The following is a 26,105-nucleotide window of genomic DNA, read 5'->3' as shown; positions in this document are numbered from 1 at the left end:
TAGAAAAACAAAGGAGGAAGTATCATTATGAAATTAGGCATCGTACTTATTCCGTCTAAACCATTCCAAGAAAAAGTGAATGCATATCGTAAGAGATATGACAAACACTATGCGTTAATTGCACCGCATATTACAATTAAAGAGAAATTTGAAATTGAAGATAGTAAATTAAATGAAGTGAAATCACAATTAGAAACAACAGCTAAGGAATTTGAACCATTAAATATTCAAGTGTCTAAGGCATCTAGCTTTGCACCTACTAAAAACGTTATTTATTTTAAAGTGACTAAAACGGATGAATTAGAATCTTTATTTAGTAAATTTAATAATGAAGCATTCTATGGTGAGAGTACACATCCATTCGTACCACACTTTACAATTGCACAAGGGCTTTCAAGCCAAGAATTTGAAGATATTTATGGTCAAGTAAGAATGGCTGGTATAGATCATTCAGAAACAATTGATACAATTAAACTTATGAAGCAAAATGAAGACGAAACTTGGTCTGAAGAAGCTTCATATACTTTAGGATAAATTTCAATTTATCTTATATAAAAAAGGAAGCAGAAGGTATTAATTTAATCCCTTCTGCTTCCTTTTATTTTATGCAGATTTTCTTTTTCTATAATTTATAATAAAGAATGTGCCGTAGAATAATGCTAAGAATAAGAACATAATACTTGAAGCATAAATTGTATAATATACATCTCTAAATACTTCAGATATTAACCCACCTAATACGGGGCCAATCATTGTTCCAAATCCTTGAACACTATTGAAGACACCCCATGTTTCTTCTTGCACTTTATTATGAATTTGACCAGCCATAAATGTGTTCCATGCTGGTAAGAGTAGCCCATAAATCGTACCAATGAGTAAAGCAATCAATAGAACGATAAATAATTGTGTTAATACGGTTAATCCAAATATAAATGAGCTATATGCTAAAAATCCTATAAAAATCACAAGGTGTGTAAATGCTTTAGAATGTTTGTCCATCAATTTAGAAAAGAATAACATCGAAATGGTACATCCAATACCGCCAACAATGAGTAAAAGTGTATATTCTAGTGTCGTAACACCCATATGTTTTGTTGCGTATGTTGGCAATATAGGGACAAGCATGCCGATTGCAGATCCTTGTAAAAAGATACCTGGAAATAGCAATAAATGTCTTCTTGTTACTTGTACGATTTCACGTAGTTGTTTTTTAACAGATTTACTTTCGTAATTTGTGAGCTGTACTTTAACAAAATAGAATAATATCCATGCAACAAGTACACATAAAGCCATCATAAATGTAAATCTCGTAGGATGTAGTTTAAATAGTAAATTCATGAAAATCATACCTGATAATAATCCAACTAACCAACTGAAATAAACATATCCCATTTGTTTACCTCTAGATACTTCGTCAACACTGGATAACATAATGACCCAAATTGGACTAACTGCGATACCTAATAATATGGCACTTAAAATAAATACGATAGGTGATGGTATGAAAATAATGAGTGCTAAACTCGTAAATGCTAATATAAATCCACACGTTAATATAACTGTTGGACCAAATCGTTTTAGAAGAAAACCTATTACGAAATTCGTTAATGCATCACTAATAAAGTGTAAAGAAATAGCTAAAGAAGTAATACCAACAGTCACTTTAGCAGTGGTTGTTGGTAGAATTGGTAAATAACTTAAAATGTACATTCCTCTCGCAAATTCCATCATAAATAATATGATGAGCATTAACCGAAAATCTTTTTTGTGAAATGTTTTATCTGATGAAGTATTTGGCATACATAGGAACCTTTCCATAAACTTCATTATAAGAAAGTGAATCACTTAATAATGAAAGTAAGTCTTTGCAAATATTTTCTGTTGATTTTTCAATATAATTTTCTTCTAGTAGTTGTGTCATTTCTTTAAGTCTAGATGGTTGATTCATGAGTGAAATAACGAGTTTAGTCGCTTCTTCTGGCGTGTGTGCTATTTTACCGTATCCTTTTTGTCTAAAATACTCAGCATTTTCTAACTCTTGTCCAGGTGCTGGATTTAAGAATATAAGTGGTAAATGTCTAGAGAACGCCTCTGAAATAGTGATACCACCTGGTTTAGTAATCATAAGTTGGCTAGATGCCATCCATTCATTCATATGTTTCGTATAGCCGAGTATCAGCACATTATCATTATCTTTAAAATGATGTCTAAGTTCATTTTTCAAGCTTTTACTATTACCACATATCATGACAACTTGAGTGTCTTTAGCATACATATCTATTTTACTAATCATAGTTGAGAAACCTGTTGATACACCGAAAGCACCAGCAGACATTAAAATAACTTTCTTGTCTGGATCTAGTTTGTGTTTCGTTAACCAGTGATATCGATCGATTGGTTGCTCAAATTGTTTAGAAATAGGTATGCCTGTTACTTTGATTGCATCGCTTTCTACACCGATAGATTCAATTTCATTTTTCAAATCTTTCGTTGCTACATAGTATCTATTTGAGTGTGGTGTTACCCAGTTCTTGTGTAAACGATAGTCTGTCATAACTGTAGCAATAGGTATATTTAAATTGAATTGTTCCGTTAAAACTGATACAACTGGTGTCGGAAAAGTTAACAAAATCAAATCAGGCTTTTCTTTTATAAGTAAATTCAATAATTTATTTAATCCATAGTATTTGTAGAAACATTTATCAATTTGTTCAGGTCTACTATAGTAGAAGAACTTATACATATTTCTGAAATACTTAAAGCTGTTTATATACCATTGTTTCGCAATTGAAGTCATAATAGGGTGTGCTTCCAAAAATAAATCATGCTCAATAACAGTTAAATGATTTAAATTCATTTCACCAAATTGTTTCACAATACTATTCGTAACTTGTAGATGACCATTACCGAAAGAACCTGTAATAATCAATAATTTTTTGTTTTGAGAAACCATTAGCCACACTCCGTATTTGTATTTAATTTCTATGATAGTTTAACGCATTTTAGCTATTTTGTGAAAAGATATTGCATATAATTACAAAATTAATATAAAAACTTTATACTATATCAATGTTTTAGTTGGAGATATTTAACAAATTATACGTGATTATGCATGTGATTTGGTTAAACTTTTCTGTATCGATTCATACCAATCATATTTAATACTAACAGTAAGAAGAATATACCTAATAGTATTATCCAATTCATATAAATATCTGATAAGTGATAGCCTCTTAACATAACATTTTGAATGGTATCACCTGCATAATATAACGGCATGATATGTGCTATATATACGAGTACTTTATGCATGCTTTCCACTGGTATGATTCCTGCAAAAAAGACTTGAGGAATCACAACTAAAGGAATAAATTGAATCATTTGAAATTCTGATGATGCGAATGTCGATAACAATAAACCAAGTGTAAGTGCTATAAATGACATGAGTACATTCGTAATAAATACTAATAATATGTTGCCTTCAGTAACCATTTGTAATACATAAATAGCATATAAAACAATCAAAGTTGTTTGTATGATGGCAAATGTACCATAACCTATTATATAACCTAAAATAATTTCATGTTTTTTAATAGGTGATGATAATGTTCTTTCTAAAGTTCCAGATGTTCTTTCTTTGAGTAATGAAATACCTGAAATTAAGAATGTAAAGAAGAATACGAAAAATGCGATTAAAATAGGACTTATAGTATCAAAATAATTTGTATCTTTATCACCATGTAAATAATACTCTTTGGCATCTAACTTTGTTATATGATTTGGGTATTTAGCCGAAACTTGAGACTTTTCGGCTTTTGGTAGTTGTTGAGTTATAGACTGAATGATTTTCCCTTGTTGATTAACGACAGATGACAATTGTTTTGTGCTTTGCATGATGATCAATTTATTGATGGTTAACTTTAATTGACTCGTTTTGCTTGGATCAGTATTTTCGTAAGTAATATTTAGTTTGTTATCGTCTAATGATAGAAAACCGTCTAAATGATCAGCTTTAAATTTATGTTTTAAATCTAGTTGATTTGAATAAGTCTGAATGTTAATATCTTGGTTTTTGAGGGTTGAAATGATTTGATCGTTTACTTGATATGTACCCACTTTTAGATCAGTTGACTCATCTGAATAGTTAAATAAAAAATAAATCAACGTCATTATTAATAACGGTGCAACGAGTAAGAGCATAAGGGTACGTTTATCTCTTATGACTTGTTTGAAAATTCGCGTGGCAATATTAATCATGTACACCATCTCCTAACGCTAGAAAGACATCTTCAATCGTATTTACGTTATATGATGATTTAATTTCATTTGGCGTACCATAAGAAATAATTTGGCCTTCTCTCATTAGTAATAAACGATCACATTTATCAGCCTCATCTAATACATGTGTTGTAATAAGAATTGTCTTGCCTTCATCTCTAAATTGAAACAAATCATTCCATATTGATTTTCTTAATCTAGGGTCGATGCCAACTGTTGGCTCATCTAAAATCAATATGTCTGGATTTTGAATCATACTAATTGCAAGAGATAATCTGCGTTTCATACCTCCAGAAAATGCTTTAACTTTTTTATGTTTTTCGTGTGTTAAGTTGACAATTTCCAGCGTGCGTTCGATTTGTTCGTTGATATCTAATTTAAGTGCTTTATGAATATATAATTTCGCAAAGAATTTCAAATTTTCAACAGCTGTTAAATCATCAAATAAAGCATCACTTTGAGACATGTAACCAATAGACCTTAAAATTTCTCTGTTAGGAATACGATTGCCATTGATCGTAATTGTACCAGAATCCATAGTTGTCATGCCTAAAATACATTTGATTAAAGTCGTCTTGCCTGCACCTGATGGGCCAATTAAACCTGTTATTAAACCAGGTTCAAATTGAGTTGTTACATCTTTTAAAATAACTGCTTTTCCATAAGATTTGGATATGGATTGAATATTAATCATAAAAGCACCCCTTTATTTAAAAGTAAACGCTCACTTATTTTATAATTGTTTATAGTTATAGTCTAAGCTATAAAATCAACATAAGAAAGTGTATAATAAACCTATTGAAAATAAAGGAGCAATAACGATGAATGTTAAAACGTTATTAAATAAAATAAAAATTAAACAAACTTACGGTCAAATTGACCAAGAAGTTCATGATATTACGACAGATTCAAGAAATGCTCAAGAAAGCTCTATATTTGTGGCATCAAAAGGATATACGGTAGATAGTCATAAATTTATACCGAATGTGGTTGAGCAAGGATGTAGTGTCATTGTGAGTGATCGTTATGTAGAATTAAATGATGAGGTATTATTAATTGTGGTTAAGGATACATTGAAAGTGGCAAGTATCTTTAGTCATGTATTATTTGATTTTCCTAGTCAAAAATTAACGACAATTGGCGTAACTGGTACAAATGGTAAGACGACAATTGCGACAATGATTCATCATTTAACGAGAGGTTTAGGTAAAAATAGTGCATATTTAGGAACAAACGGTTTTCAAATTAATGAAACAGTTACAAAAGGTGTCAATACAACTCCAGAAACCGTTACTTTAACGAAACATATCGTTGAAGCGGTTGATAAAGAATGTGAGAGTATGACATTTGAAGTCTCAAGTCACGGGTTAGTTATCGGTAGACTTCGAGGGTTAGAATTTGATATCGCTATTTTTTCAAATTTAACACAAGATCATTTAGATTTTCATGGTACGATGGAAGCTTACGGACATGCTAAATCATTATTATTTAGCCAATTAGGTCAAGACTACAGAAAAGACAAATATGTCATATTGAATGCAGATGATCCATTTATAAAAGAATTAATACCTGTATCACCGTACGAAATATTTACATATGGCATTGATAACGAAGCGGATTTTATGGCTAAAGATATAGAAGAATCTATAAGGGGTGTGCGCTTTACACTTGTAACACCATTTGGTTCTTACAAGGTACAGTCACCTTATTTAGGTAAATTTAATGTCCTTAATTTATTAGCGAGCATTATAGGTTTGTGGGCACAAGGTTATGAATTAAACGATATTACTAAAGCAGTTGGAAATATGCCTGCAGTTGAAGGGCGTTTAGAAGTATTAGATAGAAACTTACCAATAGATTTAATTATTGATTATGCACATACACCAGATGGAATGGATAAATTAATAGATGCAGTGAAACCATTTGTAAAACAAAAATTAATATTCTTAGTTGGCATGGCAGGAGAAAGAGACTTAACAAAAACACCAGAAATGGGTAAAATAAGTTGTCGAGCAGATTATGTGATATTTACGCCAGATAATCCTGCAAATGATGATCCTAAAATGTTAACAGCAGAATTAGCTAAAGGAGCGACACATAATAATTATGTAGAATTTGAAGATAGAGCAGAAGGCATTAAACATGCAATAGAAATTTCTGAGCCAGGTGATACAGTTGTTCTCGCATCTAAAGGGAGAGAACCATATCAAATCATGCCTGGACATATTAAAGTGCCTCATAGAGATGATTTAATCGGTTTAGAGGCAGCATATGAAAAATATGGAGGAAAGCCAAGTGAAGATTAGAGAAAGTCATTCGCAAAACTTAAATTGTAAAGTTTATATATATGAAAATAAAAAAGAAGAATATTTTGTGATTTCGATTCCGGATTTATTTTGGTCTATTGAAGTAGATTACGATTTATACGGAGAATCTTTAATTGAGCATTTGTACTTGCATTTGTTTAATGTACTTGATGAAGATGAAGCAAATGAATTAGCAAATAGAATTAGCCAATGGACATCCGAATTATAAGGAGAAATGAATTGTGACGATTAAACAAGAAGTAGAAAGTAGAAAGACATTTGCGATAATATCCCACCCAGATGCTGGTAAAACAACATTGACTGAAAAATTATTACTTTTTGGTGGTGCGATTAGACAAGCAGGTACCGTTAAAGGTAAAAAGACAGGGAAGTTTGCGACAAGTGACTGGATGAAAGTAGAACAAGAACGTGGTATTTCTGTTACAAGTTCAGTTATGCAATTTGATTATGATCATTACAACATAAATATATTAGATACACCAGGACATGAAGACTTTTCTGAAGATACGTATAGAACATTAATGGCTGTAGATAGTGCTGTAATGGTTATTGACTGTGCGAAAGGTATCGAACCGCAAACGTTGAAATTGTTTAAAGTATGTAAAATGAGAGGTATTCCTATTTTTACATTTATTAACAAATTAGACAGAATGGGTAAAGAGCCTTTTGAACTTTTAGAAGAAATTGAGAAAACATTAGAAATTGAAACTTATCCTATGAATTGGCCAATTGGAATGGGACAGAATTTCTTTGGAATTATCGATAGATCCGATAAGACAATTGAGCCATTCAGAGATGAAGAGAATATCTTACATTTAAATGACGACTATGAATTAGAAGAAGATCATCCAATCAAAAATGATTCACAATTTGCACAGGCAATCGATGAGTTAATGCTTGTAGATGAAGTCGGTGAACAATTTGATGAAGAATTATTGTTAGCTGGAGAGTTAACACCGGTATTTTTCGGCTCAGCATTAGCGAATTTCGGTGTTCAAAATTTCCTTAATGCGTATGTTGATTATGCGCCAATGCCAAGTGGCCGCAAGACTGAAGAAGGAGATGTTGTTGATCCGTTCGATCCAGACTTCTCAGGATTTATCTTTAAGATACAAGCTAACATGGATCCAAGACATAGAGATAGAATCGCATTTATGAGAGTCGTGAGTGGTGCATTCGAAAGAGGCATGGATGTTACACTTCAACGTAATAAGAAAAAACAAAAAATCACACGTTCAACTTCATTTATGGCAGATGATACACAAACTGTAAACCATGCTGTTAGTGGTGATATTATAGGGTTATATGACACTGGAAATTATCAAATTGGTGACACGCTTGTAGGCGGAAATCAAAAATTCCATTTTGAATCCTTACCTCAATTTACCCCTGAAATATTTATGAAAGTTAGCGCTAAAAATGTCATGAAACAAAAGCATTTCCATAAAGGGATTGAACAATTAGTTCAAGAAGGAGCGATTCAACTTTATAAAACTTTGCACACGAATCAAATCATATTGGGTGCAGTTGGACAATTACAATTTGAAGTGTTCGAGCATCGTATGAAAAATGAATATAATGTTGATGTTGTTATGGAACAAGTTGGTAAGAAAATAGCAAGATGGATTGAAAATGAAAAAGATATTACGGACAATATGAATTCAAGTCGATCTATATTAGTTAAAGACCGATATGATCAATATGTATTCTTGTTTGAAAATGAATTTGCAACTAGATGGTTTGAAGATAAATTCCCAGAAATTAAATTATTTAGTTTGTTATAATGAACAAAACATTGTATAATAATTAAGTAAAACTAAATAGACCTACGACTTTGTCGAAGGGGAGTAACTTTAGAACTTAAAAATTCTAGCATATTATCGTCATTACGAAACGTAAGTTTCCGGTAATATGGACATCATATAAATGTTAAGTGAGACCTTTGCCTTTTATTAGGCATGGTCTCTTTTGTTTTTTACAAAAAAAAGAATGGAGTGTGAATAGATGGATCCGAGTTTGTTAATTAGTTACGGTTGGGTATTAGTTGTATTAATATTTCTGGAAGGATTATTAGCTGCAGATAATGCTGTTGTTATGGCCGTAATGGTCAAACATTTACCAGAAGATTTAAGGAAAAAAGCATTGTTCTATGGCTTATTAGGAGCGTTTGTGTTTAGATTTTTATCATTATTCTTAATTAGTTTCTTAGCTAACTTCTGGCCAATTCAAGCGGCAGGGGCATTATATTTAATTTATATGTCTATTAAGAATTTGATAGACTTTAGAAAGCATAAAGGTGAAGAGCTCAAGACGCCAGACGACGTAGAAGCTAAAGATGATTTCTCTGAATCAGAATTTCCTTCAGATGGACACGGTCATCATAAATTGAAAAAGAACTTCTGGATGACGGTATTAAAAGTAGAATTTGCGGATATAGCATTTGCAATTGACTCAATGTTAGCAGCTTTCGCTATCGCGGTGACACTACCAGCACTAGGTATACACTTTGGTGGTATGGATGCTGGTCAGTTTGGTGTTATGTTTGTTGGTGGTATTATTGGTGTTGTTATTATGAGATTTGCAGCAACATACTTTGTTGAATTATTAAACAAATATCCAAATTTAGAAGCGGCAGCATTTGCTATTGTAGGTTGGGTAGGTATTAAACTGTTTGTGATTGTATTGGCACATGATGAAATTGGTGTATTACCTCATGATTTCCCACATGGCATATTATGGCAATCAATATTCTGGTCAGTATTATTATTACTCGTTATTATTGGCTGGATCACTTCAGTACGTAATAATAAAAAGACAACAAATTAATATTTATTAGACAAAACACCAACAAAGTTTATAGTTGACTTTGTTGGTGTTTTTTATGTTTTTTTAAAATGAATAATTCATATTGAATGAATTTGCAAATATATGTAAAAATAGGTGTATAATATTGAGAATTACAATGGTTTTATGTTAATAAATTTAGTATTATATGGCATAATAGATACATTAAGTGTTTAGATTGAGGAGGGCAATAAATGTCACGAAAAAAGCATGTCATTCCTAGAAATGAATATAAGAGACAGCGACGTGAATTTTTTCATAATGAAGAACGTGAAAAAAGAATCGAACAAGAGAAAAAAGAAAATGAAATAAAAAAAGCGAATGAACGAGAACTTCAAAAGAAAAATGAATTACGTGTTAAGGAAAATATGCAAAAAGCACGTATTGAAAAATTAACAAAAGAAGAAATCAAAAAACAAGAAGAAGAATCTAAATTGCATCCAACAATTGATTTAGATGATGACCGACTTGCTGAATCACATCAAGAATATAGTGAACAAGATGAAGTATTACATAAAGATGAAGTTCAAACAGATGATGAACACCACGGAATAGACTCTGAAGAAGAACCTGAAGTGATTAGATATGAAAAAGTAAGTGAACAAAAACAGGCAGAGACGGGTAAAACTTTTTCTAACGATAATGACTTTGAAATAAATAAACAGCTCGGTGCTAAACATGATGAAAAAGTAGAACAAAAATCTCAAAATAAAAATAGTTTTCTCAATACATTTTTAACTAAAATAGAAAAACATTGGCCAATCATTGCAATCATTTTAGCAATCATATTAATATTTATTTTAGTGTGGAGTATATTCCAAAATGTAAATCCTCCTAACGAAAGTAGAAAAACAATTGAAGAAAAGCAATCTCAAAAAGGATTCCAAAAACCTATTACGAATGTTATGGAAGCTGTAGAGAAATCTAAAAACTCAGTCGTGGGTGTATCTCATGAAGATTCAGATGTATCTAGTAAGAAAGAATCTTCAGCTAAGGAAAAAGAAGAAAATAGCGGCGTCGGTTCAGGCGTCGTTTATAAAGTTGAAAATAAAAAAGCATACATAGTAACAAACGCACATGTTGTATCAACTGATAAGAAACCAATTATTACAACAGCAAATGGTAAAAAGTATGACGGTAAAGTATTAGGTTCAGATCAATGGTCTGATATTGCAGTCTTAACGATTCCAATCGAAAAAACTGAAGATTTTAAACCAATTAAATTTGAGGACTCAGACAATTTGATTTTAGGTGAAACAGCTATTGTAATAGGTAGTCCGTTAGGTTCTGAATTCCAAAATAGTATTTCTACAGGCGTTGTTTCAGGTCTAGACAGAAAAGTTCCTGTTGATTTTAATGGTGATGACGAGTATGATTGGGAAATTAAAGCTATCCAAACAGATGCTGCAGTCAATCCTGGTAACTCAGGTGGACCTATATTAGACTCACAAGGTAATTTAATAGGTATCGTATCGTTGAAAATCGATATGCCTAATGTAGAAGGTATGGCTTTTGCAATTCCTTCTAATGACACTACTGACTACATTAATAAATTAGAGAAAAACGGTAAAATTGAACGTCCAGAATTAGGTATCATGGCTCAAAACTATTCTAAAATGAGTGATAGTGAAAAGTCACAAATATCTTTACCCGATAAATATAAATCAGGAATGACCATTACTGGTGTTACAAAAGACGGTAATGCGGACAAAGCTGGCGTTAAATTTAATGATGTAATCGTTGGTATTAACGATACAAAAATTGAAAATAATCTTGAATTTAGAAAAGAATTATATAATAATCATAAAAAAGGCGACAGTGTTAACTTGAAGCTTATCCGAGATGGAAAAGAAATAACGAAAAAATTAACATTGAAATAATAAGAGGTGACAATTTGTGTCCATTATAAAATACTTTTTTCAAAAAATGACTCCACAGCAGGGTATTGTATTATATTATTTGGGCGCAATTATTGTCGCCTTTTTATTATTAAATTTACCTTATGTTGTTAAACCTGGTGTTAAAATCGCACCAGTTGATACATTATTTGTTGCTGTATCTGGTGTCAGTGTAACGGGGTTAACGCCTGTTACAATTGAAGATACATTTACCACATTTGGACAAGCTATCATCCTTATTATTCTTAATATCGGTGGCATAGGTGTAATGGCAATTGGTACATTACTTTGGGTCATTTTAGGTAAACATATCGGCTTACGTGAACGCCAATTAATTATGTTAGATAGCAATTCAAATGCTATGAATGGTGTTGTTAAGTTAATATTAGATATTGTGAGAACAATTTTAATGATTGAAGTCATTGGTGCGATATTGTTATCATTTTATTTCTATAAAGATATTGGATCGGTGAAAGAAGCGATACATCACGGTATCTTTGCATCTGTTTCTGCAACTACAAATGGTGGTCTTGATATTACGGGCGAATCATTAGCACCTTATGCTAATGATTATTTCGTTCAAACAATCATTATGTTACTTATTATGTTAGGTGCAATAGGGTTCCCTGTGTTGATTGAAGTCAAAACATACATGAAAAATACAATTCCAAACTTTAGGTTCTCGCTTTTCACAAAAATAGCGAGTGCCACTTATTTGTTTTTATTTTTACTAGGCACAATCGTGATTTATTTATTTGAGTTTTCAAATGCATTTAAAGATGTGTCGTGGCATAAAGCTTTATTCTATGCAATGTTCCAATCTTCATCTACAAGAAGTGCTGGACTTTCAACTATAGATTTAAGTCATTTTACTGAAGCAACAAACTTCTTTTTAGGCGGGCTAATGTTTATAGGGTCTTCACCAAGTTCAGTAGGTGGCGGTATAAGAACGACAACATTTACGATACTGATATTATATTTAGTGAACTTTAGTAATGGTCGAACAACGATAAAAGCTTTCAATAGAGAAATACATCCAATTGATATCCAAAGATCATTTGCAGTTATTTCACTTGCATTAGCGATAACGTTTGTTGGTGTACTATCTGTCGTTCGGTTTGAAAATGGTAAACATGATTTGTTATCTATATTCTTTGAAACGATGTCAGCATTTGGGACATGTGGTTTATCAATGGGCATTACAGATGGCTTACAATTAGGATCTAAAATCGTTATCATGATGTTGATGTTTATAGGTCGGGTAGGACTATTATGTTTCGTCGTCATGTTAGGTGGAAAATCAACACCTGATAAATTCCATTATCCTAAAGAACGTATACAAATAGGTTAAATATAAAAAGCAAGCGACTATGCCGCTTGCTTTTTATTATGGATTAATAGTAGGTATGGTGATTATAAACGTAGTACCTTTAGTCATATTCGTAAATACGCTAATTTCGCCTTCCCAATCTTCAATGAGTTTCTTACTTAAGTATAAACCGAGGCCACTACCAGATTCTTTCGTTGTAAAGAAAGGATCAAATATCTTTTGTTGTGTTTCTTTAGACATACCGGCACCGTTATCTTTAAATATAATAGTAGCTTGGTTTGCATGTGTACGTTGTAATTGAATTTCAATTTCTGGTTGTTTTATATCTAATAAGGCATCTTTAGCATTTTGAATAAGATTGATGAGAATTTGTTTTAATTGATCTTCTGAAATAAATGCAACAATAGGAGAACCTGGTAATGTTAAAGTAATATTAATGTTATGTTGTTCAAGCTCATACTTCAAAAATTGTGAAACTTCTTTGATAGATTGATTAATGTCTACATTTGAATAGGTAAGGTTGGTTGGCTTTCCTAAAAATAAAAATTGTGTAACGATATTATTAATTCTATCTAGTTCTTCTGAAATAATATTAAAATGATAGTCTTGTTTATCTCTATCATATTTCATTCTAGTTAGTTCAATAAATCCATTAATGCTAGTAAGTGGATTTTTAATTTCATGTGCTGTATTAGCAGCGAGTGTACCAATTAGTCTAAGCTTTTCACTATTTGCTTGTTCAATTACTTTTTCATGTTCTAATCGTTCGGATCTATTTTTAAATATAAGTGTAACAATAGATAATAATAAAAATACAACTAAAAATATAAAAATACTCGGTAAAATAATGCGCGTCATAAAGTTATATTGTCCGCTAATTGTTAATGAGATAGGTAATTGATCATATAAATAATTTATGGATTTAGAATGCTTATATTTTTTTCCAACTTGATAAATTTCAGTACCATCGATACCATTGACTTGAATATGATATCTTTTAGAGATTAAATTAATTTCATTTTTAAATGATGACATATTTATTTCTGAAGCAACAGTGTAGTCTTTGTTTTGTACTTTTAAATGATTGGTTAATAATAATGTATTGGCATTTTTTAATGAAACTTTTTCACTACTTAAACTTGAATTAGCTGTAAAAGGAAAATGAAATTTATATTTGTTAAAATCTTTAAGAGAGGTATAATCAGTTCCTTTAGAATCATAAACGATTTGTTTTTGATCATTCAAAATATAAATATGGTCAATCCAAGTATACCTTGCGTGATTATCCTCTAAAAACTGATTAATAAATTTTTCGTTTCGGCTGTTAGATAAAATGGTTGTTAAAGATTCAGAAATGCTATTTGATTCATTTATAAAGGTATTAATTTTTAAGTTTACAATTTCTTTTGTCGTTTCTAATCTTTGATTAACTCTATTTGTATAATTTTTACTTATAATAATACCAATCATTAATGAAATGACTAAAGCGATAGCAAAATTAATGATAATTAATTTATTAAATGATTTCATTATTGCCTCCAAGTTTATTGATTACTAATAGAGTATATTATGATTAACAATTATTGCCAATACATATTAAATAAATTTTCCATCCAAATGTTCATATACTGCCCTAACAGTATTTAAAAATGGTAAAATAAATAAAAAAGGTGGGGATAGCATTGAATATGAATGAAACCATAACAATTGATTTATTAGCTACTTCTGACTTACATGGACAAATAGGAAAAAGTGGTATTAGTGGTAACATTCTAAAGATGGCCACTTACGTTAAACATAAACGCAAAACAAATCACCATGTCTTATTGTTAGATAATGGTGGCATGTTATCAGGTTCAATGTTTGCTTTTTATTATGCTCAAATTGCCCCATATAAGAGAAATCCAATGATTAAAGTGATGAATGAAATGCAATTTGATGCAAGTGGTGTTAGCCCTGACGAATTCAACTTTGGGTTAGACTTCTTAAATAAATCTATTGCATTAAGTAGATTTCCTTGGTTAGCAGCAAATATTGAACATAGTAAAACACGTGAACCATATTTTACAACACCTTATACGATTAAATATGTAGAGGGTATAAAAATAGGTATCATAGGATTTACATCTAGTGGCCTTATGGAAAACAAAAATGTTGAGTTTGAAGACGAAGTGCTTGTTGGTGAGTCCATGACGACAGCTAAAAAATGGGTGAGATATTTACATGAAAAAGAAAGCCCTGACTTCTTAATTATGTTATACCATGGTGGTTTGCACACTTATACAGATAAAAATAATTATAGATCATATTATAGTAATAATGCAGAAAGTATGACGAAAAGTACGGAAGGTGTAAATGTTATTATTACTGGACATCAAGAACATATTGTTGATCTAAAAGTTGAAGAAACACAGTTTATACAACCAGGTAAAGATGCTACAAATATTGTAGACATGTCAATTCAATTCAAGAAAAGAGCTAATTCAGTAGAAATTATCGATACGTCTATTAAGCACGTAGAAATCTCAAGTTATCCTGAAGATAGAGATTTATTAGAGTTAACGTATTTCGACCAAAAAGCTGTCCAACATTGGTCTGAACAAAGCGTCGTTGACGTACCTGTTGTGCTAGATTATAAACATTTAACGGACTTATTTATTAAACCGCATAAGTTTATAGAATGTATTCAACAGAGTATGACGAGAGCATTTAAAGAATCTGATTTTGTTTGTGCGCAAATTGGGAATCCGACAGGTAATGGTTTACGTGGCGAGCTACAAGTTAAAGATGTCTATCAATCATATGTACATACTGATAAACCGGTCAAAATTAATTTATCTGGTGCTGAAATAAAGCGCATTATAGAAAGAACAGCTACAGCACTGTATAAAGAAGGGGACACGGTTAAATATAATGACCATATTTTAGAACCGACACTTATGACTGTATGGAAAGGCTTTGAATATACGATTGATTTGAGTAAACCTGTAGGCAGTAGAGTTAACATAGATAATATTGATTTAGAAGATTCATATTCAGTTATTATGACAGATTATTTATTTAGACACGTAAATAAAATTATTTCTGAATCCACGTATGAGAGAGCGAAGAAGACAGTCATTGAATATATGATTGAAGAACTAACAGAATCAAAGGGTAAATATGATTTAGAACATCATTTTAAAGTTATCTAGTATAAAATAACCCAAAAAAATTTAGCATAATTGCTAAACTTTTTTGGGGTTATTTTTTAGTAAATGTATTAACTAAAAATTATAACGAGTATGATGATTGCTGCAATTTGAGCAACATAAGATGTTACGATTCTTTTCGTATAGAAATACAGTGTAGATAATATGAGTTGTGCTAAAAATATAAACATAAATATAGCTAAATTATCTAAATATAAAAATAGTGAACTAGATGCAAGGGCACTCACAACGATTGCAATAATAGGTTGTGAGAATTTCAGTTGCAACTGATTTTGTAATATTGTTCTAATATATAACTCATGACAAGGTATTGCAATTACAATTGTTACTAGCATTTGCCACTTATAAAATACGCCAGCATGCATTAATTCTTTTAATAAGGATGCATATGACAAGCCATTATAAATTTGTGATAATAATAGCTGAAGTAGAACTAATATAATGGCACCAATGAGACCATATCCAATTGATTGAAGTAATCGTTTAGATTTGATGTCACGTTGATAAAAGACATAGCTAATGCCCGCAATCAGCATAATACCAGTATATAAGTACCAGAATACTTCTTTTTCACCTTGCATAATGAATAAAATAATGTGAAAAATAATGAAACTAGATATGAACCATATTAATTGAGGATTAATTTGTCTCTTCACTATTATCCCTCTTCAGAAATTATTGTATAACGCTTATGATTCACTACAGTTTTTTCAGGTAACTCTAAACTTTCAAAGTTATCCATAATTGTGATATCTACGATAACTGAGTTTTCATTAATTTTTTCAACTCTACCTCTTAATCCATCTTGAAACTCTATGATATTTCCAACTTCTGCGATTGTCATCTTATTCCTCCTAAATAATACTATGAAACATTATACTAAATAATGCTCAGTTTATAAAGTATTAACAAATATACTTTATTTTAACATAAACATATCATACATATGATTAATCAAACATATGGTACTATATACTTGAGGCTATTTGGGGAGAAAAGAAGGAGGAAATATAATGAAATTTGTAAGTAATAATGGTATTAATGATCCTATGATTAATTTAGCTATGGAGGAATATGTCTTAACTTCTCTTCCTAAAGATGATAGTTATTTCCTATTCTATATTAATCAACCATCCATTATTGTAGGAAAAAATCAAAATACAATCGAAGAAGTTAACCAAGAGTATGTTGAGAAAAATAATATCAAAGTTGTAAGAAGAATTTCTGGTGGTGGAGCTGTATATCATGATTTAGGTAATTTAAACTTTAGCTTTGTTACAAAAGATGATGAAGACAGTTTCCATAACTTTGCAAAATTTACGCAACCAATTGTTGATGCTTTAAATGAAATGGGTCTTAAAGCAGAATTATCTGGTAGAAATGATATACAAGTCGGGGAAAGAAAAATATCAGGTAATGCAATGGTTAAACAAAAAGATCGTATGTTCTCACATGGAACATTGATGTTAAATAGTGAAATCGAAGAGGTTGTAAATGCACTTCGCGTTAGCGAAGCGAAAATAAAATCTAAAGGTATCAAATCTATAAGATCACGTGTCGCAAACATACAAGAGTTTTTAGAAGAGCCAATGGATATTGAAACATTTAAACAACGTATACTTACATCTATCTTTAAACAACAGGGTAGTGAAGATGTTGAAGAATATCACTTAACTGATGAAGATTGGGATAACATAAATGAACTAAGTAAAAATAAATACCAAAAATGGGAATGGAATTATGGTAAGAATCCTAAATACAATTTTGAAAGAAGTCATAAATTTGATAGAGGACTTGTCCAAATTAAATTAGATGTTAAAAAAGGTAAAATAGAACACGCAGCAATATTCGGTGATTTCTTTGGTGTCGGAGACGTAAAAGATATTGAAGAAGCATTAATAGGTGTTCAACATCAAAAATCATCAATTCAAGAAGCATTAAAAGATATTGATGTTTATCACTATTTTGGAGATATCGCTAAAGAAGAAATTATTAATTTAATGCTATAAACAAATAAAAGAGACTATTTTTGAATGTTTTCAAAAGTAGTCTCTCATTATGTGTTAAATTTTAAATGACAACTCACGATTGCAAATCCTCCAACTGAATTAATTCTTCACTGTATTGTTCAAATAAAGTATTATTACGATTCGCAAGTGCTTCATCAATTAAAACCATTAATTCTCTTTTACGATTTTCACGTAAAGCAGAGTCAATCACAAGCTCAACTGATAAATCATTTAAGTTATTAACAAAAGTTTCTAAACTCTGGTGCTTAACTTGAGAATATTGTTTCATTTTAAACAACCCCTTGACTTTATTTGTTAAAATTATAGCGTATTTATTTTCTAAATGCAATGAATATTCAGAAATTTTAAAAAGTAAATTTATAATTCGAAATCAGTGATAAACTTACTCTATAAATTCATTATATGTTACTATAATCTAATTTCAAATTATTTTGCTCACAATTCAGAATACGGTTGTGAAAGATTTGAGTAATCGAATCATATTTAATAAAAATACTAAAGGAGAATCATAATGTATCAATTAAAAATGTGGGACCATGTACAATTATCAGCACCTAAAGGATCAGAAGATAAAGCACGATATTTTTACTGTAATCAATTGGGATTCAATGAAGTAGAAAAGCCTGAATCACTGAGAGGTAACGGAGGCGTTTGGTTTAATGTTAATCAAAATGATTTACACATTGGTATTGAAGAAGAGTTCGAACCATTAAAAAAAGCACATCCTGCTATTAATGTTGAAAATCTAGAAGATTTAAAAGAACATTTAACGAATGAAAAAATAGAGTACAAAGCAGATAAACGTTTTCCTGGCGCAAATAGAATCCATTTATTAGATCCTTTTGGAAATCGATTGGAATTTATAGAAAAACAATAGAATTTATTTTGAAAAGTATTGACTTATATTTAAATAGGTATTATATTTTATGTAATTACAATAAATGTAAATATATTCGTTGTAATTACATAAAAATTTGAAAGGAGCATGCTATGAGTAAGTATGTTATTAAACAAAACACTATGTATATTAGAGGAGTCAAAGTAGATGATCACACTATTCATACTGAGGTGTCTGAAGCGGGTAAAGAACCGTTCATCGTTAAACAGAAACCTCAAGAAATTATGAATCAGTCATGTCGCTTTTATGGCGAACACTTCAATGAAAGAAAGCTTTTTACAAAAAGGTTAACCAGAATCACGAGCAAACCCCCGATTTTAGTATCCGCAGTAACTTCTACTTATTTTTTCTGCACAGGTTCCGAAAGGTCAATAGACAACACTTGGATAAATATACTCTACGTTAAAGATTTTAAAGAATATAATGGCAATAAGACCAAGATATTTTTAGAACAAGATCAAATCCTCGTTTTTCCAATCTCATACCACGTAATTAATCACCAATACTTAAACTGTTTATGTTTGTACTATAGAAATCACCGAAATAATATCTTTATTAAACAGCTAAATACACCAAATATAGATTTAACTCAAGATGGATATAGTGTACTTGATGTTATAAAGATGTATTTGAAAAATCAATATTAGCATACTAAAATAAATATTAACGGAACAAGTGCAACTAAAGTGTAAATGTTCCGTTAATTTTTTTAGGTTTTCTCTTGAAAATATTAAGATGCTTGATATAATAGTATTTGTGCTTGATAAAAATTTAATTATTCCACAGTAGCTCAGTGGTAGAGCTATCGGCTGTTAACCGATCGGTCGTAGGTTCGAGTCCTACCTGTGGAGCCATGGAGATGTACTCAAGTTGGCTGAAGAGGCGCCCCTGCTAAGGGTGTAGGTCGTTCTGCGGCGCGAGGGTTCGAATCCCTCCATCTCCGCTCAGTTTAATTAATCACGTATAGTGAAAAGAAAAAACCTTGATAACTCAAGGTTTTTTCTTTTTTTATTTAGGCGGATTTAATATTTTGTGTCACAACGTGGTCACATTAGCACTATAGTTTTAATCATGTGACCATTATGATTATTTATTCTAGTTATAAAAAAGCTCTTGAACATGATTTAATGAAAAATTATAATATTTGATATAAAAGCGTAATAGCAATAATACCAAAGTCATTTAAGTCTTAAATGGAGTGATTAAGATGTTAACAATGGAGTTAATTGAATTCAATGATAAAATTGTGACTTATAATTATTATCCTGAAGATAATAAAGAACTAACGCCTGGTCAAATAACAATGCGAAGAAAAGATAAAGAAATAATAGATTTTACTAAAACAGATGTTGAAAAATATAGGTCATTATATTTCGTACATGCTGCTAGTAGAATGAGAAATATTGTTGATTTAGAAGAATTACCTAAAACACAATTAGTTGCATGGGGATAAGCTCTGTGTAGCTTTATAATAATATGAGGTGATTACAATGACAAATAAAGCTAAAGATATTTTTATGATTACTATCAATATAATTATCATTATTTGTTGCATTTCCTTAATTTATTATATGTTAACCAAATAAAAATAGACTCGGAATTTATATATGAAAAATGAAATAGCTAACACTACATATGAATACACAAAAGCTTACCTAAATGAAATAGGTGGGCTTTTTTAGTTTGTGATCATGATTGATGTTGCTCACAATGTTTTATTATTTTTTGTTTTATTGTAAGAATTTTGAAAAAATTATATAATATAGTAAATATTAATGAATAAGTGAGATGATAAGATTGAAGAAATATGAAACGACACTAGACGCTTATATGTCACCTAAAGATGCGGCTGAAGCATTCAAAAAAATAGCTGAAAAAGCTCAAAGAGCTGAAAGATAAGAAAAAGAACAACTAAAACAACGACATACAAAAAGAGAAAAGAATTAAAACACTAGAAGGGTTAAATAGAAAATGGAGGTAGTGAGCAATGTTAGATTTAAAATTAGTAAGTAAAGACGATAAAAGCGTGACTTATGATTATTATCCCGAAAACGAAAAAGTGTCAGGGAGAATTATTATAAGTATTGATGATTGTGAAATACTCTATACAAAAAAATCAGAATATGATCAAGATACAAGTAATTATTTAGGTCATGCGATTTATAGAATCAAGAAATATATCAAAAATAATGAGTTCCCTGAAACTGATCTTGTAGCATGGTGGTAAGTTATGAAACTGTGGACTTATGTGGGAAAAATGGTATTAATTGAAGCTGATGTCAAATATTTACAGGTAAAGTTATAAGTTATGATGATGAAATGGATAATGAAAGTGGCGAATATTCTATATATTTAGATACTGGAATACAAATATATGACTTCGATGAAAGTGAAATAAAGTCGATTGAAACATTAGATTAAACACCTAACAAAGAATTAATGATTGATGAGCTATTTATAGACATAAAAACAAGCTATCACAATGTTGTGATAGCTTGTTTTTATGTCTATAAATATTACTATGTTATTTTTCTATTTTTATTTTGTTTACCAGAATCTAATACCTTTAAAACGAGAAGTGTGAGCATAATTGTGAAGATTATCATGCTAATTACAGCAATTACTCTAGCGATAGGGTTTTCTTTATATATAACTACATAGAATCCTTGAATAAAGAACAATATGTAGATAGGTAATGTAGATAATAATATGTACTTTGGATGCTTCATAGTTTCACTCCTAGTAATGATTTAAATCATAAAAAAAATAATCATCTCTTACAACTTTAGACTAGTTTGAGAAGGTTTATTTGCATTAAATTAGTCACCGTCTTTAAAACGGGTTCATTGGACAACGTGTTACAGCACGTTGTTTTTTCGTTTGTATAATATCATAATTTGGCATATTTTGTCTATAATGAATAATAATATATATAACAAATACTGGGAATTTGGTATAATATAACAGAGCAAGTTGGATAGATGGTGGCTAATCTCTTAATAAAGGGGTGATGCCTATGGTTATAGTTGTTACTCCTAGAAAGGAATAGCATGTCTGATTTTGAAATGCTAATGGTTGTATTGACAATCATTGGTTTACTATTAATCAGTAATCAAGACCATAAAAAATAACCTTCTCCAACTTTGACGAGTAATGGAAGGTTATTTTTATAATTTTTCTATGAAAAGCCACCGTCTTTAAAACGGGCTCATAGGACAACGTGTTACAGCACGTTGTCCTTTCTTCAATTGGATTATAACATAATTTGGTAGAATTTGTCTATTTTGTAGTCGGATTATTACGGGTGACTTTCTAAATATCAGTTGAATATTTTATCTAGATTTTCATTGTAAAATTTCAAAGCAGTTTTATATTCGTGAATCTCAGTATTTTCAACATTTGTTAGCAATGTATCAATTAATAGAGAAACAGACTTCTGATTATTATTCATATTATAATGTGTAATAGCAAGGAATATTTTTAATACAGGGCTGTCATCAAATTTTGTTAATCCTTCATTTAAAATATGCTCAGCTTCTTTGTATTTGCCAATACTTCTATAAGTGCTTCCTAAACCTATATAAGCATCTTTTAGATATATTAGGTCTAAATTGTTATTAATAGCTTTATGATAATAATTTATAGCCTCGTGTTCTAATCCTAAATTATCTAGACACCATGCCATTTGATAATTGTAATATGCATTGTTAGGATCTTCAGTTAATATATCTTCCATTTTTTCTTTTGCTTTTATATATTCTTTCTTTGATCTTAATTCGATAACTTCGTCTATCGTATTCGTCATCATACACCCCTCCAATAAGATAATATTACATTATATATAATCTTATCCATACACTTTATTATAACCGATTTATGTAAAATATATTTACAAATTACAACCAAAAATTATAATAAATAAAAAGAGATAATTTTCGTTTTATAGAAAGGAGAAGAAAAGTTGAAAAGAAAAATAAATAAAACGGGGATTTTAGTATGTCTTATTTACTGTTTTGTTATGTATTTTATATTAAGTATGTATGATCAGCACGTTAGCAACCATGTCAATAATACACACTATGTATTATTACCAATAGGTGTAGTAATAATAAAAATTATTTTTGAATATATCATTAAGAAAGATATTTTTGATAAAGAACAAAAGTAAAAAAATAAACCATCTCTTACAACTTTTGACTGAATAGAGATGATTTATTTTATCATATTTAAATACGGTCACCGTCTTTAAAACGGGCTCATCGCGCAACGTGCAGCAACACGTTGTCCTTTTTCAAAGAAGTTATAACACAATTTGTCAATATTTGTCTATTGTGAAAAATTAATGATTAAGGGGGGTGTTTGATATGAAAGCAAGTATAAGTATTCGTAAGACTACGAAGAAGGAGAAGATTGAATCACTTGTTGCTGTGAGTATTTTAATTTTGGGGATTACGTTTATTAAGTGGTTAAACAAATAATTGTATTTTTGTTTCTAATTTTTAGAAGTGTATAATGAACCTAAATATAGAGATTGGTGGGGATTATATGACTGTTGAATTAAAATTAATAGAAATGCAGGACTTTAATGATTTTTATGAGGTTTCTTTGAAAGAATTTGCTGATGAACAAGTGAAAAGTGGTTCTTGGTCTGTTGAAGAAGCGGATGAGAGAAGTAGAGTATATTTTAAGAAACTTCTACCTGATGGTTTACATACGGAAGGTCATAAAATTTTTAATATCTTTAATGAAGGGGATAAGGTTGGTATTTTATGGCTACATGTGTTCGAGAAAGATCATGTATTAAAAAGTTTTATTTATGATATTAAAATTAACGAATTTGATAGAGGTAAAGGTTTAGGTAAAATGACGATGCAAGCTTTAGATGAGTATTGCAAGGAACATGACATTAAAAGTATTCGACTCCATGTTTTCGGTCATAATCAAATTGCATATGAGTTATATAAAAAAATGGGATTTGAAACGACAAACTATTATATGGAAAAAGCGTTATAATAGTGATATCGAAATTGAAATCGGAGTGATTTGATTGTTGAAATTGAAAGAATCTCAAAATGTATTTTTAAAAGGTGGAGATGAAGCGGTTATATTATTGCATTCATTTACAGGTACAGTAAGAGATGTAAAAGCTTTAGCAGAGTTTCTAAACGAAGCGGGATACACTTGCTATATTCCAGCTTATAAAGGGCATGGATTAAGTTTAGAAGGTTTATTAGCCTATACAACAAATGATTGGTGGAAGCAAGTACAAGAGAGTTATCACTATTTAAAGGATAGTGGATATGAAAGCATTCATGTGCTCGGTGTTTCATTAGGTGCTCTTATGTCTTTAAAACTTGTCGAAACATTTGATGTGAAGAAATGTATAGCAATGTCTACACCTCATAATAGAACAAATAAAGATATTAAAAGAAGACTCTATCATTATGGAGAAAGAATTAATCAGATCCAAGGTTTAGATGAAGAAGAAAGCAAACGCCAACTTGCACTCATTGATGATTATGATGAAGGTGCACATATATTTACATCATTTATAGAGGATATTATGAATCATTTAGACGCAGTAAAAATACCTATCTCTATAAAGTATGGAGAATTAGATCAAACATTTTATCAAGATAGTGCGGAGATAATATATCATGATATAGCATCAGAACATAAAGAATTAACAGCTTATAAAAATGCAACACATTTAATGACAAGAAGTGAAGATAAAGAACAAATTGAAAAAGATATACTTGAGTTCTTAAAAAAATAAGATCATGCCAACAAAATGTTGGCGTGGTCTTATTTTTATGTGAATGCAATTTTGTACTATATCAATTTTGACATTATTGAGAGAATACAAAGATACTGGAGGGATTCGATGAGTACATTATCATTTTTATTTTACTGTTTTATAATTACTTTCACACCTGGACCTACAAATATCGTAATATTAACAACAACTCAAAATTACGGTACTAAAAAAGCTTTGCAGTATACGTACGGTTCAACGGTAGCATTCTTTTTAATTTTGTTGTTATCTGCAATATTTAATACAGTACTCGTAAACATAATGCCGAATATTATATTTACGATGAAAATAATTGGAACGATTTATATGTTATATTTGGCATATCAGATTTTAAATGCTTCTAAATCACATAATGATACAAATTACGGTAACTTTACTTCTGGGTTTGTCATGCAATTTCTAAATCCTAAAGTTGTCTTATTCTGTTTAACGGTCTTACCAAGCTTTGTTTTAAAAGCAGACTCTACTTTTAACGATGTGTTTCTTAATGTAACTATAATAACGATTATTGGGTTTTTAGCATTTGCGTCTTGGCTTTTATTCGGCACAGTTCTGAAAAAATTTATAGATCAACATTTGAAAGTTTTTAATGTCATTATGTCATTGGCACTTGTTATGGCGACATTATTAATTTGGTTATAGATAAGGAGGGGTTATATGGATAATTTTTTGTATAAAAAGCGTATAGGTGTTACAGCATTATTAGCTCAAATGAGCGAGTTTAAATATAAAAAACATGCGCATAAAGAATATGCACTTGGTGTTACGTTAGATGGTATACAACACTATACTTTAGATGGTGACCAATATTTATCATATCCTAATAATGTTATGTTCTTTAATCCAGAACAAATTCATGATGGTAGTTCTTTTGACAAGAAAGACCTTAAATACACAATGATTTATTTAGAGAGAGAACATATTCTTGGAAATGATAACATACCGCAAAATGTAATTTTCAATAAACCTATATCAAATGATCAAAATTTAAAAAACAAAATTATCCATCTCTCTAATGCCATTTTAACGAATCAAGAAGATGCTTATGTATTAGAACAATTGCTGCAAGTTAATGATGCTTTGTTGAATAATGATATAAATGTAGCGCCTAAAGATAACAGGCTCATAAACATGGCGAAGAATATTATAGAGAGCCACTTGTTTGATACATTAAATGTAGAAATGATCAGTCTAGAATTAAATATGACTCAATATCAATTTATTCGCTATTTCAAAAAGTATACTGGTTTTACACCTTATCAATATTATTTGAATAGAAAGGTAGAGCAAGCTAAATTAAATTTAGAAATAACTAAAGATATTTATGCTGCTGTAACAAATTGTGGATTTGTAGATTTATCGCATTTAAATAAAAATTTCAAGAAAATATATGGTATTACAGCTTTTGAATATTTAAACCAACTTATATAAATCAAAAAAGAGGCTGGACATTGTCCAAGCCTCTTTTTTGAT

At 30.2% G+C, this 26,105-nt stretch carries 29 protein-coding genes, 2 tRNA genes and 1 pseudogene; 22 read left to right on the top strand and 10 right to left on the bottom strand.

The window, feature by feature from the left end:
- Positions 1-27: 27 nt before the first annotated feature.
- Positions 28-534, top strand: a complete 507-nt coding sequence (locus ACJTHF_RS01055) for a YjcG family protein (RefSeq protein WP_048542024.1) — start codon at positions 28-30, stop codon at positions 532-534.
- Positions 535-603: 69 nt separating this feature from the next.
- On the opposite strand, the gene ltaA is transcribed toward ACJTHF_RS01055, so the two are convergent.
- The 4 genes from ltaA to ACJTHF_RS01035 form a co-directional block, all read right to left on the bottom strand.
- Positions 604-1,800 carry a lipoteichoic acid biosynthesis MFS flippase LtaA gene (ltaA, locus tag ACJTHF_RS01050; protein WP_119469820.1) on the bottom strand — a complete coding sequence of 399 codons (1,197 nt, stop codon included), beginning with the start codon at positions 1,798-1,800 and terminating at the stop codon, positions 604-606.
- Complete coding sequence (locus ACJTHF_RS01045; RefSeq protein WP_058592504.1) at positions 1,778-2,953, bottom strand: diglucosyl diacylglycerol synthase; 1,176 nt, start codon at positions 2,951-2,953, stop codon at positions 1,778-1,780. The genes ltaA and ACJTHF_RS01045 overlap by 23 nt, the downstream gene beginning before the upstream one ends.
- Positions 2,954-3,123: 170 nt before the next feature.
- Complete coding sequence (locus ACJTHF_RS01040) at positions 3,124-4,257, bottom strand: ABC transporter permease (protein WP_232156538.1); 1,134 nt, start codon at positions 4,255-4,257, stop codon at positions 3,124-3,126.
- Positions 4,250-4,972, bottom strand: a complete 723-nt coding sequence (locus ACJTHF_RS01035; RefSeq protein ID WP_232156536.1) for an ABC transporter ATP-binding protein — start codon at positions 4,970-4,972, stop codon at positions 4,250-4,252. Before ACJTHF_RS01035 ends, ACJTHF_RS01040 begins: the two co-directional genes overlap by 8 nt.
- A 127-nt stretch (positions 4,973-5,099) precedes the next feature.
- Between ACJTHF_RS01035 and ACJTHF_RS01030 the strand changes: the two genes are divergently transcribed.
- From ACJTHF_RS01030 to ACJTHF_RS01005, 6 genes are all read left to right on the top strand, one after another.
- On the top strand, positions 5,100-6,584 hold the full coding sequence (locus ACJTHF_RS01030) for a UDP-N-acetylmuramoyl-L-alanyl-D-glutamate--L-lysine ligase (RefSeq protein WP_078355611.1): 1,485 nt from the start codon (positions 5,100-5,102) through the stop codon (positions 6,582-6,584).
- A complete protein-coding gene (locus ACJTHF_RS01025) occupies positions 6,574-6,813 on the top strand; it encodes a YueH family protein (protein ID WP_025905650.1) in 240 nt (79 codons plus the stop codon). The genes ACJTHF_RS01030 and ACJTHF_RS01025 overlap by 11 nt, the downstream gene beginning before the upstream one ends.
- A gap of 13 nt (positions 6,814-6,826) precedes the next feature.
- Positions 6,827-8,389, top strand: coding sequence for a peptide chain release factor 3 (locus ACJTHF_RS01020; protein WP_058592500.1), 1,563 nt, complete (start codon positions 6,827-6,829; stop codon positions 8,387-8,389).
- Between the two features lie 220 nt (positions 8,390-8,609).
- Entirely contained in the window at positions 8,610-9,431 is an 822-nt protein-coding gene (locus ACJTHF_RS01015) for a TerC family protein (protein WP_058592499.1), read from the top strand.
- A 212-nt stretch (positions 9,432-9,643) separates the two neighbouring features.
- Positions 9,644-11,329 carry a S1C family serine protease gene (locus ACJTHF_RS01010; RefSeq protein ID WP_232156534.1) on the top strand — a complete coding sequence of 562 codons (1,686 nt, stop codon included), beginning with the start codon at positions 9,644-9,646 and terminating at the stop codon, positions 11,327-11,329.
- A 16-nt stretch (positions 11,330-11,345) separates the two neighbouring features.
- Positions 11,346-12,698 (top strand): TrkH family potassium uptake protein, encoded by a 1,353-nt coding sequence (locus ACJTHF_RS01005; protein WP_088592442.1) that lies wholly within the window; start codon positions 11,346-11,348, stop codon positions 12,696-12,698.
- Between the two features lie 36 nt (positions 12,699-12,734).
- On the opposite strand, the gene ACJTHF_RS01000 is transcribed toward ACJTHF_RS01005, so the two are convergent.
- Positions 12,735-14,207 (bottom strand): ATP-binding protein, encoded by a 1,473-nt coding sequence (locus tag ACJTHF_RS01000; protein ID WP_058592496.1) that lies wholly within the window; start codon positions 14,205-14,207, stop codon positions 12,735-12,737.
- Between the two features lie 158 nt (positions 14,208-14,365).
- Between ACJTHF_RS01000 and ACJTHF_RS00995 the strand changes: the two genes are divergently transcribed.
- Positions 14,366-15,871, top strand: a complete 1,506-nt coding sequence (locus tag ACJTHF_RS00995) for a bifunctional metallophosphatase/5'-nucleotidase (RefSeq protein WP_232156532.1) — start codon at positions 14,366-14,368, stop codon at positions 15,869-15,871.
- A 68-nt stretch (positions 15,872-15,939) separates the two neighbouring features.
- Here ACJTHF_RS00995 and ACJTHF_RS00990 read toward each other — a convergent pair whose 3' ends face one another.
- Together ACJTHF_RS00990 and ACJTHF_RS00985 are read right to left on the bottom strand one after the other, a co-directional pair.
- On the bottom strand, positions 15,940-16,545 hold the full coding sequence (locus ACJTHF_RS00990; RefSeq protein WP_025905643.1) for a type II CAAX prenyl endopeptidase Rce1 family protein: 606 nt from the start codon (positions 16,543-16,545) through the stop codon (positions 15,940-15,942).
- Between the two features lie 2 nt (positions 16,546-16,547).
- Positions 16,548-16,733, bottom strand: coding sequence for a YkvS family protein (locus tag ACJTHF_RS00985; RefSeq protein WP_025905642.1), 186 nt, complete (start codon positions 16,731-16,733; stop codon positions 16,548-16,550).
- Between the two features lie 169 nt (positions 16,734-16,902).
- On the opposite strand from ACJTHF_RS00985, the gene ACJTHF_RS00980 reads away from it, so the two are divergent.
- Complete coding sequence (locus ACJTHF_RS00980) at positions 16,903-17,898, top strand: lipoate--protein ligase (protein WP_232156530.1); 996 nt, start codon at positions 16,903-16,905, stop codon at positions 17,896-17,898.
- 73 nt (positions 17,899-17,971) lie between these two features.
- Here the strand turns inward: ACJTHF_RS00980 and ACJTHF_RS00975 are convergent, their stop codons facing one another.
- Complete coding sequence (locus ACJTHF_RS00975) at positions 17,972-18,187, bottom strand: IDEAL domain-containing protein (protein ID WP_016911637.1); 216 nt, start codon at positions 18,185-18,187, stop codon at positions 17,972-17,974.
- 243 nt (positions 18,188-18,430) lie between these two features.
- Between ACJTHF_RS00975 and ACJTHF_RS00970 the strand changes: the two genes are divergently transcribed.
- The 7 genes and pseudogenes from ACJTHF_RS00970 to ACJTHF_RS00940 all read left to right on the top strand — a co-directional run bounded on the left by ACJTHF_RS00970 (position 18,431) and on the right by ACJTHF_RS00940 (position 21,238).
- A complete protein-coding gene (locus ACJTHF_RS00970) occupies positions 18,431-18,796 on the top strand; it encodes a VOC family protein (RefSeq protein WP_232156528.1) in 366 nt (121 codons plus the stop codon).
- Between the two features lie 113 nt (positions 18,797-18,909).
- Positions 18,910-19,464, top strand: coding sequence for a competence protein ComK (locus tag ACJTHF_RS00965; protein ID WP_058592492.1), 555 nt, complete (start codon positions 18,910-18,912; stop codon positions 19,462-19,464).
- A gap of 132 nt (positions 19,465-19,596) precedes the next feature.
- A tRNA-Asn gene (locus ACJTHF_RS00960) sits at positions 19,597-19,671 on the top strand.
- Position 19,672: 1 nt separating this feature from the next.
- Positions 19,673-19,760, top strand: a tRNA-Ser gene (locus ACJTHF_RS00955).
- 264 nt (positions 19,761-20,024) lie between these two features.
- On the top strand, positions 20,025-20,270 hold the full coding sequence (locus ACJTHF_RS00950) for a hypothetical protein (protein WP_058592491.1): 246 nt from the start codon (positions 20,025-20,027) through the stop codon (positions 20,268-20,270).
- A gap of 534 nt (positions 20,271-20,804) precedes the next feature.
- Positions 20,805-21,044 (top strand): hypothetical protein, encoded by a 240-nt coding sequence (locus ACJTHF_RS00945; RefSeq protein ID WP_058592490.1) that lies wholly within the window; start codon positions 20,805-20,807, stop codon positions 21,042-21,044.
- A gap of 3 nt (positions 21,045-21,047) precedes the next feature.
- A pseudogene (locus tag ACJTHF_RS00940) lies at positions 21,048-21,238 on the top strand (LSM domain protein).
- 98 nt (positions 21,239-21,336) lie between these two features.
- Here the strand turns inward: ACJTHF_RS00940 and ACJTHF_RS00935 are convergent.
- Positions 21,337-21,546 carry a hypothetical protein gene (locus tag ACJTHF_RS00935; RefSeq protein WP_058592433.1) on the bottom strand — a complete coding sequence of 70 codons (210 nt, stop codon included), beginning with the start codon at positions 21,544-21,546 and terminating at the stop codon, positions 21,337-21,339.
- A gap of 297 nt (positions 21,547-21,843) precedes the next feature.
- Between ACJTHF_RS00935 and ACJTHF_RS00930 the strand changes: the two genes are divergently transcribed.
- Positions 21,844-21,948: a hypothetical protein gene (locus ACJTHF_RS00930; protein ID WP_088592438.1), complete on the top strand. Its 105-nt coding sequence runs from the start codon at positions 21,844-21,846 to the stop codon at positions 21,946-21,948.
- 188 nt (positions 21,949-22,136) lie between these two features.
- On the opposite strand, the gene ACJTHF_RS00925 is transcribed toward ACJTHF_RS00930, so the two are convergent.
- The gene (locus ACJTHF_RS00925; RefSeq protein ID WP_058592432.1) at positions 22,137-22,622 is read right to left on the bottom strand and encodes a tetratricopeptide repeat protein; all 486 of its coding nucleotides are present in this window, start codon (positions 22,620-22,622) and stop codon (positions 22,137-22,139) included.
- A 213-nt stretch (positions 22,623-22,835) separates the two neighbouring features.
- Here ACJTHF_RS00925 and ACJTHF_RS00920 point away from each other — a divergent pair, with 213 nt between their 5' ends.
- From ACJTHF_RS00920 to ACJTHF_RS00900, 5 genes are all read left to right on the top strand, one after another.
- The gene (locus ACJTHF_RS00920) at positions 22,836-22,985 is read left to right on the top strand and encodes a hypothetical protein (RefSeq protein ID WP_171992067.1); all 150 of its coding nucleotides are present in this window, start codon (positions 22,836-22,838) and stop codon (positions 22,983-22,985) included.
- Between the two features lie 377 nt (positions 22,986-23,362).
- The gene (locus ACJTHF_RS00915) at positions 23,363-23,830 is read left to right on the top strand and encodes a GNAT family N-acetyltransferase (protein WP_232156526.1); all 468 of its coding nucleotides are present in this window, start codon (positions 23,363-23,365) and stop codon (positions 23,828-23,830) included.
- A 34-nt stretch (positions 23,831-23,864) separates the two neighbouring features.
- A complete protein-coding gene (locus ACJTHF_RS00910) occupies positions 23,865-24,593 on the top strand; it encodes an alpha/beta hydrolase (RefSeq protein ID WP_232156524.1) in 729 nt (242 codons plus the stop codon).
- 108 nt (positions 24,594-24,701) lie between these two features.
- Positions 24,702-25,274, top strand: a complete 573-nt coding sequence (locus tag ACJTHF_RS00905) for a LysE family translocator (protein WP_107609507.1) — start codon at positions 24,702-24,704, stop codon at positions 25,272-25,274.
- A 15-nt stretch (positions 25,275-25,289) separates the two neighbouring features.
- Positions 25,290-26,063 (top strand): AraC family transcriptional regulator, encoded by a 774-nt coding sequence (locus tag ACJTHF_RS00900; RefSeq protein ID WP_048542081.1) that lies wholly within the window; start codon positions 25,290-25,292, stop codon positions 26,061-26,063.
- The last annotated feature ends 42 nt before the right edge of the window (positions 26,064-26,105 follow it).

It is taken from the genome of Mammaliicoccus sp. RAM2 (genome assembly GCF_045897195.1).
GTDB lineage: Bacteria > Bacillota > Bacilli > Staphylococcales > Staphylococcaceae > Mammaliicoccus > Mammaliicoccus sciuri.
Note: the sequence above shows the minus strand (reverse complement) of the source record. Positions and strands in the feature narration are given on the sequence as shown.